General features: G+C 71.8%; 7 protein-coding genes and 1 pseudogene. 3 read left to right on the forward strand and 5 right to left on the reverse strand.

Annotated elements, in window-relative coordinates; all coding sequences use genetic code 11:
- Positions 1–133 (forward strand): annotated as a pseudogene (locus EAO71_RS28215) (ornithine carbamoyltransferase); the annotation flags it as partial.
- A 62-nt stretch (positions 134–195) separates the two neighbouring features.
- Positions 196–675, forward strand: a complete 480-nt coding sequence (locus EAO71_RS28220) for an ATP-binding protein (RefSeq protein WP_147980698.1) — start codon at positions 196–198, stop codon at positions 673–675.
- Positions 676–741: 66 nt separating this feature from the next.
- Here the strand turns inward: EAO71_RS28220 and argF are convergent, their stop codons facing one another.
- The 5 genes from argF to EAO71_RS28245 form a co-directional block, all read right to left on the reverse strand.
- On the reverse strand, positions 742–1,752 hold the full coding sequence (gene argF, locus EAO71_RS28225) for an ornithine carbamoyltransferase (RefSeq protein ID WP_147980632.1): 1,011 nt from the start codon (positions 1,750–1,752) through the stop codon (positions 742–744).
- Positions 1,753–1,962: 210 nt separating this feature from the next.
- Entirely contained in the window at positions 1,963–3,195 is a 1,233-nt protein-coding gene (locus EAO71_RS28230) for an arginine deiminase (RefSeq protein ID WP_147980633.1), read from the reverse strand.
- A 213-nt stretch (positions 3,196–3,408) separates the two neighbouring features.
- Positions 3,409–5,955 carry a polynucleotide kinase-phosphatase gene (locus EAO71_RS28235; protein WP_147980634.1) on the reverse strand — a complete coding sequence of 849 codons (2,547 nt, stop codon included), beginning with the start codon at positions 5,953–5,955 and terminating at the stop codon, positions 3,409–3,411.
- Positions 5,952–7,670 carry a 3' terminal RNA ribose 2'-O-methyltransferase Hen1 gene (locus tag EAO71_RS28240; RefSeq protein ID WP_261992390.1) on the reverse strand — a complete coding sequence of 573 codons (1,719 nt, stop codon included), beginning with the start codon at positions 7,668–7,670 and terminating at the stop codon, positions 5,952–5,954. The genes EAO71_RS28235 and EAO71_RS28240 overlap by 4 nt, the downstream gene beginning before the upstream one ends.
- Positions 7,671–7,773: 103 nt before the next feature.
- Positions 7,774–8,760 (reverse strand): hypothetical protein, encoded by a 987-nt coding sequence (locus EAO71_RS28245; protein WP_147980635.1) that lies wholly within the window; start codon positions 8,758–8,760, stop codon positions 7,774–7,776.
- 225 nt (positions 8,761–8,985) lie between these two features.
- Here EAO71_RS28245 and EAO71_RS28250 point away from each other — a divergent pair, with 225 nt between their 5' ends.
- On the forward strand, positions 8,986–11,364 hold the full coding sequence (locus tag EAO71_RS28250) for a hypothetical protein (RefSeq protein ID WP_147980636.1): 2,379 nt from the start codon (positions 8,986–8,988) through the stop codon (positions 11,362–11,364).
- The last annotated feature ends 228 nt before the right edge of the window (positions 11,365–11,592 follow it).

Here is an 11,592-nt window from a genome sequence, read left to right on the forward strand (position 1 = left end):
CGGACTGACCGAGCTCGAGGTCTCCGACGAGGTCTTCGAATCCGCCCACTCCGTCGTCTTCGACGAGGCGGAGAACCGGATGCACACCATCAAGGCCGTCCTGGTCGCCACGCTGGCGGGCGACACCCTCTAGGTCCTGTCCGGACCCGGCCCCGCCCTCCTGGGGGTCCGCCGGGTCCTGCCCTCCCGCTGCTCCTGGCGCATCGAGCTGCCCCACACCGCCGCGGCCGTGCCGATCGCTCCTGGCGCATCGAGCTGCCCCACACCGCCGCGGCCGTGCCGATCGCCCGCGCGCTGATCCGTACGGCGCTGGCGGAGATCGGCGAGGCTCCCGGGGGGACGAACGGGTTCACGGCCGAACTGCTCACCGCGGAACTCGTGGCCAACGCGGTGGAGCACACGTCCGGGGACGCCCCGCTCGCGCTCGTGATCGAGCTCCTGCCCGGCCCCGGCGGCTACCAGGTGGAGGTCCACGACCACGACCCGGCGCCGCCCGAGGTCCTCACGCGGACCGCCCCTCCCGCCGAACCCGACCCCTGGCAGGAGCACGGGCGGGGGCTGCTGCTGATCCGCGCCCTCAGCAGCGCCTGCGGGCACCGCGCCACCGCGCACGGCAAGGCGGTGTGGTTCACCCTGCCCGCACTGCCCCGCCAGCGCGGGCCGCAGGAGCCGTGAGACGGAGCAGCGGGAGGGCAGGACCCGGCGGACCCCCAGGAGGGCGGGGCCGGGTCCGGACAGGACCTAGAGGGTGTCGCCCGCCAGCGTGGCGACCAGGACGGCCTTGATGGTGTGCATCCGGTTCTCCGCCTCGTCGAAGACGACGGAGTGGGCGGATTCGAAGACCTCGTCGGAGACCTCGAGCTCGGTCAGTCCGTGGCGGGCGTGGATGTCCCGGCCGACGGCGGTGCCGAGGTCGTGGAAGGCCGGCAGGCAGTGCAGGAACTTCACGTCCGGGTTGCCGGTGGCGTTCAGCACGTCCATGGTCACCGCGTACGGGGAGAGGGCGGCGATGCGCTCGTCCCAGACCTCCTTGGGCTCACCCATGGAGACCCAGACGTCGGTGGCGACGAAGTCCGCGCCGCGCACGCCCTCGGCGACGTCCTCGGTGAGGGTGATCCTCGCCCCGCTGGCCTCGGCGAGCTTGTGCGCCTGGGCCACGAACCCCTCGGCCGGCCAGTAGGCCCGCGGGGCCACGAGCCGGACGTCCATGCCGAGCAGGGCGCCGGTGATCAGGTACGAGTTGCCCATGTTGAAGCGGGCGTCGCCGAGGTAGGCGAAGGCCATCGCGTCCAGCGGCTTATCCGAGTGCTCCGTCATCGTCAGGACGTCGGCGAGCATCTGGGTGGGGTGCCAGTCGTCCGTCAGACCGTTGTAGACGGGCACGCCGGAGTGGGTCGCGAGATCCTCGACAGCCTGCTGGCTGTCCCCGCGGTACTCGATGGCGTCGAACATCCGGCCCAGCACCCGGGCCGTGTCCTTGACCGACTCCTTGTGGCCCATCTGCGAGCCGGACGGGTCGAGGTAGGTGGTGGAGGCCCCCTGGTCGGCGGCGGCGACCTCGAAGGCGCAGCGGGTCCGGGTGGAGGTCTTCTCGAAGATCAGGGCGATGTTCCTGCCCCGCAGCCGCTGCACCTCGGCGCCCGCCTTCTTGGCCGCCTTCAGCTCGGCGGCCAGCCCGACCAGACCGCGGAACTCCTCGGCGGTGAAGTCCAGCTCCTTGAGGAAGGGGCGGCCGATGAGGTCAGTGGCCATGAGGGCACTCCTGGAAGGGTCACGGAGGGGCGGCGACAGGTATGGAAGTCTATACGTATTCCAGTATTCCTATACAGCCCTGGGTGGGTGACGAGGCCCACTCACCCGGGCCCGCCACCGTCCCGGGTACCGGCCGCGGGCCCTCAGTGTGCCCTCCGAGCCCGCCGCGCGCCCGGCCCGGGGCCCGCCGCGCCCCTCGGACCACGCCCCTCAGACGGCGTCCCGCTCGACCGGGCAGCTCATGCAGCGCGGCCCGCCGCGGCCCCGGCCCAGCTCGCTGCCCGGGATCTCGATCACCTCGATGCCCTGCTTGCGCAGATGGGTGTTGGTGGTGACGTTGCGCTCGTACGCCACGACCACGCCCGGTTCCACGGCGAGCACGTTGCAGCCGTCGTCCCACTGCTCGCGCTCCGCCGCGTGGACGTCCTGGGTCGCCGTCAGCACCCGGATGTCCTGCAGCCCGAGCGCGGCCGCGATCGCGCTGTGCATGTGCTCCGGCGGGTGGTCGGAGACCCGGAGGGAGGTTCCCGCGTCGCCCGGCTCGATCGTGTACGAGCGCAGCATGCCGAGCCCCGCGTACTGGGTGAACGTGTCCTGGTCGACCATCGTCATGACGGTGTCGAGGTGCATGAACGCCCGCCGCTTCGGCATGTCGAGCGCGACGATCGTGCGCGCCGAACCCGCCGCGAACATGCCGCGCGCCAGCATCTCCACCGCCTGCGGCGTGGTCCGCTCGCTCATCCCGATGAGCACCGCGCCGTTGCCGATGACGAGCACGTCGCCGCCCTCGATGGTCGACGGATAGTCCGTCTGCCCCTCCGACCAGTGGTGGAAGGCACCCGCCTCCGGGCCCGTGAAGAGGGGATGGTGCTTGTAGATGGCCTCGAAGTGGACCGTCTCGCGCTGCCGGGCCGGCCAGCGCATCGCGTTGATGGAGACACCGTCGTAGATCCAGGCGGAGGTGTCACGGGTGAAGAGGTGGTTGGGCAGCGGCCCGAGGAGGAAGTCGTCCAGGTCCAGGGCGTGGAAGCGCACGGAGGTCGGTTCGCTGAACGCGGCCAGGAACTCGCGCTTCGTCATCCCTCCCACCAGCGCCTCGGTGAGCGCGCCCGAGTCCAGGGAGTCGAAGGCCGCGCGCAGGTGGTCGGCGGCGAGCGGTCCGTACTCCTTCTCGTGGAAGACGCGGTCGAGCACGAGCGCCCGGGCCGTGGGCAGCTCCAGCGCCTCCCGCAGCAGGTCCCCGAAGAGGTGGACCTCGACCCCGCGGTCCCGCAGCACGTCCGCGAATCCGTCGTGCTCCTGCCGCGCCCGGCGCACCCAGAGCACGTCGTCGAAGAGGAGCGCGTCCTTGTTGGACGGTGTGAGCCGCTTCAGCTCCAGATCGGGCCGGTGGAGGATGACGCGGCGAAGCCGCCCGGTCTCGGAATCGACGTGGAATCCCATGGGCCCATCCTGACGGAGCGGGCGGCCGCGCGCCCCGATCCGCGACGAGATCACGCGGATCGGCGGCGCGCCCGCCCGCGCCGTCCCGGGCGGGAAACGCCCGGTCCGGGGCGGGCGGCTCGCCGTCCGGGCCCGGAGCCGCGCCCTCGGGGGCGTCTCAGCGACCCTGCCGGGCTGACCGACAAGACACCCCCAGGGGCTTTCCCGGCGGAGTCACAGACGCGGGTCGACCGGCTCCGACTCCAGGGCGAGCACCGCGAACACCGCCTCGTGGATCCGCCAGAGCGGCTCGTCCTCCGCCAGCCGGTCCAGCGCCTCCAGGCCGAGCGCGTACTCGCGCAGGGCGAGCGAGCGCTTGTGGCCGAGGAAGCGGTTCCGCAGGCGCTCCAGGTTCTCCGGACGGGTGTACTCCGGACCGTAGATGATCCGCAGGTACTCGCGGCCGCGGACCTTGACGCCGGGCTGCACGAGACGGCCCTTCCCGTCCCGGACGAGCGCGGCCAGCGGCTTGACGACCATGCCCTCGCCGCCGGCAGCCGTCATCTCCAGCCACCAGTCGACGCCGGCCCGCACCGACGCCTCGTCCCCCGTGTCGACGACCAGCCGGCGCGTGACCTGGAGCAGCCCGGCCGGGTCGTGCTCGACCAGCCGGTCGAGCAGGCCCAGCTGCTCGTCGTGCGGCAGGGCGGCCAGGGAGCGGCCGCGGACCGCCAGGAGCTGGAACGGCGCGAAACGCACCCCCTCCAGTCCTTGCGTCGGCCAGCAGTACCGCCGGTACGCCTCGGTGAACGCCTCGGCGTCCGCGGCCCGTTCGCGCTGCTTGGCGAGCAGCGCGTCGACGCCTTCGACACCCCGGGCGACGGCCTGTTCCAGCGCGCCGAGCGCGCCGGGGAAGACCGCGCGGGAGGCCGCGCCGACGGCCGCGTACTGCGCGCGCAGCAGCCCCGCCGACTTCAGCGACCACGGCATCAGCTCTCCGTCGAGCAGCAGCCAGTCGGTGTCGAGCTCGTCCCACAGCCCGGCCGCGGTGACGGCCGCGCGGAGCCGCGCCAGGACCTCCTCGGTGACCGCGCGGTCGTCGAAGAACGGCCGTCCGGTGCGGGTGTGCAACGAGCCCGTCACTCCCTCGGCCGCGTCCACGCCGAACCGTTCACGCGCCGCCTCGGCGTCGCGGCAGACGAGGGCGACGGCCCGCGAACCCATGTGCTTCTCCTCGCACACGACCCGCTGGACGCCGTCGGCCGCGTACTGCGCGAACGCCTCGGCCGGGTGCTCCAGGAAGCCCTCGGCACGGGACGTGGCCGTCGGCGCCATGGTCGGCGGGAGGTAGCCGAGCAGCCGCGGGTCGATCGCGAACCGGCTCATCACCTCCAGGGCCGCCGCCGCGTTCTCCTCACGGACGCCGACGTTGCCCATCTGCCGGGTCTCCACGACCCGGCGTCCGTGCACGTCGGCGAGGTCCAGCGGACGCCCCTGGTGCCCGCCCGGCGCCTCGGTGGTGAGGGGTCGCGCCGGCTCGTACCAGACCTTCTCGGCCGGTACGTCGACGAGTTCGCGCTCGGGCCAGCGCAGCGCGGTCATCTTCCCGCCGAACACCGCGCCGGTGTCGAGGCAGATCGTGTTGTTGATCCAGGAGGTGTTCGGCACGGGCGTGTGGCCGTAGACGACGGCGGCCCGGCCGCGGTAGTCCTCGGCCCACGGGTAGCGCACGGGCAGCCCGAACTCGTCGGTCTCGCCCGTGGTGTCGCCGTAGAGCGCGTGCGAGCGCACCCGCCCGGAGGTCCGGCCGTGGTACTTCTCCGGCAGACCGGCGTGACAGACCACCAGCCTGCCCTCGTCGAGGACGTAGTGGCTGACGAGACCGTCGATGAACCCTCCGACCTCCGCCCGGAACTCCTCGCTCTCGCGGCCGAGCTGCTCGATGGTCTCGGCCAGGCCGTGGGTCTCCTGCACCTTGCGGCCCTTGAGCCAGCGGCCGAGCTTGTTCTCGTGGTTCCCGGGCACGCAGAGCGCGTCGCCGGCGGCGACCATGCCCATCACGCGGCGCAGCACGCCCGGGCTGTCGGGGCCGCGGTCGACGAGGTCGCCGACGAAGACGGCGGTACGTCCCTCGGGGTGGTGGCCGTCGACGTAGCCGAGCCTGCCGAGCAGGGTCTCCAGCTCGGAGCGGCAGCCGTGGATGTCTCCGATGATGTCGAAGGGGCCGGTGAGGTGGCGCAGGTCGTTGAACCGCTTCTCCGTGACGACCTCGGCCGCGTCCACCTCCTCGACGCTGCGCAGGACGTGGACCTTGCGGAAGCCCTCCCGCTCCAGACCGCGCAGTGAGCGGCGGAGCTCGCGCCGGTGGCGCTGCACGACGTGGGCGGGCATGTCGGCCCGGTCGGGGCGGGCCGCGTTCCGGGTCCGGCACACGTCCTCGGGCAGGTCGAGGACGATCGCGATGGGCAGCACGTCGTGCTTCCGGGCGAGCTGGACGAGCTGACGCCGGGCCTCCTGCTGCACGTTGGTGGCGTCGACGACGGTCAGCCGTCCCGCCTCCAGCCGCTTGCCCGCGATGTAGTGCAGGACGTCGAAGGCGTCCCGGCTCGCGCTCTGGTCGTTCTCGTCGTCGGCGACGAGTCCGCGGCAGAAGTCGGAGGAGATCACCTCGGTCGGCTTGAAGTGGCGACGGGCGAAGGTCGACTTGCCGGAGCCGCTGGCACCGATCAGGACCACGAGGGACAGGTCGGTGACGGGCAGCTTGCGGGTGGTGTCGGTCATGCCGAGTCCTCCTTCGGGTTCCGGTCCTGCGTCGGGTTCGAGGCGTGCTTCGGGGTCCGGGCCTGGTTCGGGGCCTGGGCCTGGTTCGGGGCCTGGTCCTGGTTCGGGGCCTGGTCCTGGTTCGGGGCCTGGCCCTGGTTCGGGGCCTGGTCCTGGTTCGGGGCCTGGGTGAAGACGGCCATCTGGGTGGGCGGGCCGACCTCCGGGTCGTCCGGGCCGACGGGGGTGAACCGCACGCCGTACCCGTACCGTTCGGCGACGCCCGCCGCCCAGGTGCGGAACTCCTCGCGGGTCCATTCGAAGCGGTGGTCGCCGTGCCGTACGTGACCGGCCGGCAGGGACTCCCAGCGGACGTTGTACTCCACGTTCGGCGTGGTCACGAGGACCGTCCGGGGACGGGCCGAACCGAACACGGCGTACTCGAGCGCCGGCAGCCGCGGCAGGTCGAGGTGCTCGATGACCTCGCTCAGGACGGCCGCGTCGTAACCGGTCAACCGCTTGTCGGTGTACGCGAGCGAGCCCTGGATCAGCTTCACCCGGCCCGCCTGCCGTTCGCCGAGGCGCTCCAGCCTGAGCCGCCGCCCGGCGATGGTCAGGGCGCGGACCGACACGTCGACGCCGACGATGTCGGTGAAGCGGACGTCCTTGAGCAGCGCCTGCACCAACTGGCCCTGGCCGCAGCCGAGATCGAGCACCCGGGTCGCGTCGGCCGCGCGCAGCGCGGCGAGGATCGCGTCGCGCCGCTGCTCGGCGAGCGACAGCGGCCGCTTCCCGGTGGCCGTGGCCCCGTCGGCTTCCCCCGTTCCGTCGGCTTCCGTGGTCCCGTCGGCACCGGGGGTCGCGTCCGTGCCGCCGGTGGTCGCGTCGCTGTCCGTGGTTCCGTCGGCTTCCGTGGTCCCGTCGGCGTCGACCGCGTTGTCGAGGTCCTCCGCCTCCAGGCCGTCGCTCTCGGCCAGGCGCGCCAGCTCCAGGCGCTCCATCGCCTCCACGGTCAGACTGCGGCGCCGGGCGAGGTAGCGGCTGGTGATCAGCTGCTGCTCGGGGTGCTCGGCGAGCCAGCCGTCACCGGCGCGCAGCAGCTTGTCGACCTCGTCGGGCGCGACCCAGTAGTGCTTGGCGTCGTCGAGGACCGGCAGCAGGACGTACAGCTGGTTGAGCGCGTCGGCGAGCCGCAGCTCCCCTTCGAGGACGAGCCGCACGTATCGCGAATCGCCCCATTCGGGGAAGGCGGTGTCGAGCACGACCGGCTCCGCCTCGACCGTGTCCCAGCCGAGCGGGTCGAACAGCCGGCGGACCAGTGCGGCGCCGCCGCGGGCCGGGACCGCCGGCACCTCGATGCGGAGCGGCAGCGGCTCGGCGGCCCGTTCGGGCAGTGCCTTGCAGGCGCCGCGCAGCGCCGACTTGAAGACCGAGGAGAGCGCGACGGCGAGCAGCGAGGAGGCGGCGTAGGGCCGGTCGTTCACGTACTGCGCGAGGGCCGTGTCGGGGGCTCCGCCCCGGCCCTTGCCCTTGCCGCGCCGCACCAGCGCCACCGGATCCACCTCCAGCAGCAGCGCGGCCGTGCACCGCTCGGCGGACGCCTCGGGGTAGAGGACGTGTGCCGTGCCGTGCGAGGTCGAGAACGTCTGCGCGTTGTCGGGATGCTTGTGCAGCAGGAAGCCCAGATCGGTCGCGGGACGCTCGGGGGTGCCGGTGGTGCTGATCGTCAGGAACACATGCCCGAGTATGGACGGCCCCGCCGCCGCCGACCAGGCATTTTCCCGGCGCCAGGGGCGTCTCGCCGACCCGGTCCGATCGGCGTGACGACGCACCCTCGCGTCACGGGGTGCCCCGGTAGGACACCGGGCCGCCCTCCGGGTCGGGTTCGCGATACCAGTCCAGGTGTTCGCGCAGCGCGCTCGGGTCCCGGTCGTCCACCGCGATCGCCAGCACGTGGAACGGCACGTCGCCGATGCCGTCGCGCACCGTGGGCTGGTTGACGAACGGACGCTCGAGGAAGATGTTCCGCTCCACCTCCTCCCTGGGGATCCTCGGCTCCGCCTCGTGGTACGCCCAGGCGCCGGCCTTGTGGTGCACGGCGACCTCGCCGACGTACCAGACGGCGCCCTGGACGAAGGCGCCGTGCTCGTCCGCGCGGTAGGCGTCCTCGCTCGCGTACCGCGCGATCACCAGGTCGCCCAGGGCGTCGAGCGAGGCGGGCGAGAAGTCCCATGTCCGCGGGTCGGCGCCGGTGTCGGCCGCCCAGGCGGCGAAGGCCTCACGACGTTCCGCCAGCCATCCGGCCAGCCACGGGTGGGCGTCGTTCCGCGCCCAGGGGTCGAGGCCGGGGGTTCGCTCCTTGACCGGCTTCCACCCCGGCACGGTCGCCCTGCGGGCCTCGACGGCGGCGCTCAGCGCACGGGTTGTTTCGGTGAACACCTGGAAATCGGCGCGTTCCTGGGCCTCGATCACCAGCTTGAGCGGATCGAGCGGCTCCAGCCCGAGACCGGCGTCGGGCAGCACGAGCGGGTGGCCCCCGTCGCTCCAGCCCCAGCGGCCGCCGACGATCTGCATCAGGGACTCGCCGAGGCAGGCCATCGCGCCCTGGAGGAAGTCACGGGAGTCGTCGGTCCCCTCGGGCTCGTAGCCGAGGACCAGGGCCTCCTCGAGCAGCCGCAGCGACTCGGGGGTCCGGTCCGCGGCGAAGCCCTCCGGGGTGTGCCAGGTCTCCAGCCGCATCAGCAGGGCCGGGACGTCCGCGATCCACCGGTCCACCTCCGTGTCGGCCGCCGTCCCGTCCTCGAGGTCGTTCCGTTCGTCAGACATACGGTCACCCTAGGCGCTGCTCGGGCGGTGTCCGGTCTCCGCCGTCCGGATCCGGGCGGCCCGCCGAATCGGCCTCCATAAAAGCCGAGTTGTGTTCCAAACCTTGGCGTGTCCCCGCCATTTCCTTCACAACCCCGCCCCTAGGGTGACTCACGCGCAGGCCACTACCACGGGGGCCGTGGCCTGCCGCACCATCCGCATCGACGAACCCGTGGCCCCCTGACCATGGGACAGATTGCCTTGATCCACTCCATATCCCGGCGCTCCTCCTGGCTCGGCCGCGCGGCCGTGCTGGCACTGAGCGTCGGCATCCTCTCCGGCGGTTTACCGCCCGTCCTGGACAACGCCCAGGAAGCACACGCCGCCGCCAAGCGGTGCACCGAGATGTACCAGACGCCCAACCGGGCGCCCCGCATGGGCAGCCTTCCCGGCTTCAAGCCCGCGGGCAAGTACCAGTGGCGCACCCTGGGCGACACCAAGCGCACCTACGACTTCGAGAATCCGCGCAAGGCGCTCTCCGGGCTCGAACTCCCCGACGAGAGCGTGCTCCGGAAGATCAAGCCGGACCACAACAAGTACACCAACGCCAGCCCCGAGCACGCCTGGGCGTACTGGAAGGAGAACCAGGCCAAGCCCGAGAAGGACCGCTACAAGGGCACCTTCAACGAGTACGTCAACAGCTTCTACGTCAACGGCGAGACCAACAGCCGCGGCGGCAACGCCTACGAGCGCGAGGTCGCGCAGTACTTCAAGCTCGGCGGCCGCGACTGGTACTGCCAGTACTCGATGGCCGAGGAGATGCCCGAGCTCTTCCAGGAGCTGGTGGAGGAACTCGGCGAGGAGAACGTCAAGAAGGACCGCCGTTTCGACGCGATCAAGACGAACGGCCGGCAGAAGGTCATCTACGAGTTCAAGTCCGGACTCAAGCAGATCGACACCAAGCAGCTCCTGGTGGACAAGGCGCTGGCGCAGCGCGGCTACAAGGTCGTCTACGTCTTCCGTGAGCCGCCCAAGCCCGGCGTCGTCAACGCGCTGAAGGCGCACGGACTCTCGTGGTACGAGCACCGTGCCGTGCCGAACGGCACGTTCACCTCCGACCCCCGCTACACGCGGCAGGACCCGGCCTTCACCGGCCGGCAGTGCAACCAGCCGAGCACCGCGGCGGCAGCCGCCGCGCCGAGGCCGGGCTGTGGCGGAGCGAGCGGCGCGGCCAACGACATGGCCCGCAACTCCGGCCGGACGAAGGAGGAGGCCCAGCGCCGGCAGGCGGCGATCCGCCAGGCGCCCGGCGCGCCGAACCGGATGCGTGGCCCCGGCGGCATCGACTTCACCACCATGGAGCTGCGGTACATCTCCGAGCCCGTCAAGGGCAAGGGCATGGACTACGGCTTCAAGGCCAAGATGAACGACGACGAGGACGAGAACCCCTCGTGGGGCGGCGGGGCAAAGATCGACCTCTCCTCCGACGCGCTGTTCACCTGGCTGGCGCTGCATCCCAACCGGTTCTGGGTGAACCTCAACCCCGACCAGCCGAACCAGGTCGTCGACGACAAGCTGGCCAAGACCGACGCCGGCCGGGTCCTGCTGGAAGCGGACCTGGAGATGAAGCACGACCTGGCGCGGGTCATGGTCCCCGACAACCCGGTGGGCAACCGGCTGTGGGACTCCTTCCAGCACGTCAACGGCGCTCCCTGCTGGAAGACCTACCGGTACTACATCGAGCCGGCCCCGGCCCAGGTCCGCGAGGAGGACGGCAAGCTGTACATCCTCGACGCGCCCATGAACGTGAAGGCCGCGAAGATCGACTTCAGCGAGGGCTTCAAGTGCAAGCAGCCCGAGTCGGTCCAGGAGTACAACTTCGAGCAGATCAAGCGCATCGCGATCCCCGAGGTCGAGAAGCTGGTCAACACGGCCCCGCAGTACGCCGACCTGCGCAGCGTCTACACGTCGCGGATCGCGGCGGAGTGGATCAAGCAGCGGGACGCGGTGCGGCCGGGTGACTTCCACTCGATCATCGGGTCCGACGACGCCACCCGGTGGCCGTCGCGCACCGCGTGGGACCGCGAGAAGATCTACGCGGACTACCTGAAGTCGTTCCGGGAGGGCGACTTCCACTTCAAGCGGGAGTACCCGCAGGACGGCTCCGTCCTGGAGTTCTCCTTCTACCTCGGCGGCGTGGACTTCTCCAAGCAGCCCAAGAAGAACATCTCCAAGGCCCGCTTCCAGGCCGAGAACCCGGAGATGCCCGACACGGTGAACGCGGCACAGAAGGCGACCACCGCCTACGCCGACACCGACAGCGCCTTCCTCGGCGGCAACAACACCGGCAAGGGCTCGGGCGGCGGTACCAAGCCGACGCCCACGCCGACGCCGACCGACCCGGGCGGCCCCGACCCGACGGACCAGCCGTCGACGCCGGCGCCTAGCCCCTCCACCCCGGGCAACGGCGGTCAGACCCCGCCCGCGAAGAACCCCGACGGGGACCTCGCGGACACCGGATCCGACGTCCCGGTGGGCCTGATCGCGGGCATCGCCGCCGCGCTGGCCGCGGCGGGCGCCGCGATGGTCTGGTGGAAGCGGCGCCGTACCGGCACCCAGGGCTGATCCCGGAGGTGCCCTGCCGGCCGACCTGACCGAAAACCGGCAGGGCACCCCCCGTGAGCCCGTCCACCGCGAGCGGCCCCGTACCCRTSAYGGGTACGGGGCCGCTCGCGGTGGCAGGGCACCTCCGGGATCAGCCCTGGGTGCCGGTACGGCGCCGCTTCCACCAGACCATCGCGGCGCCCGCCGCGGCCAGCGCGGGCGCCGCTTCCACCAGACCATCGCGGCGCC

This window comes from Streptomyces sp. MS191, assembly GCF_008042125.1.
Taxonomy (GTDB): domain Bacteria; phylum Actinomycetota; class Actinomycetes; order Streptomycetales; family Streptomycetaceae; genus Streptomyces.

Coding starts and splice junctions, on each gene's coding strand:
- EAO71_RS28245 (WP_147980635.1), bottom strand. CDS start 8,760: ATGTCTGACGAACGGAACGACCTCGAGGACGGGACGGCGGCCGACACG.
- EAO71_RS28235 (WP_147980634.1), bottom strand. CDS start 5,955: ATGACCGACACCACCCGCAAGCTGCCCGTCACCGACCTGTCCCTCGTG.
- EAO71_RS28230 (WP_147980633.1), bottom strand. CDS start 3,195: ATGGGATTCCACGTCGATTCCGAGACCGGGCGGCTTCGCCGCGTCATC.
- argF (WP_147980632.1), bottom strand. CDS start 1,752: ATGGCCACTGACCTCATCGGCCGCCCCTTCCTCAAGGAGCTGGACTTC.
- EAO71_RS28250 (WP_147980636.1), top strand. CDS start 8,986: ATGGGACAGATTGCCTTGATCCACTCCATATCCCGGCGCTCCTCCTGG.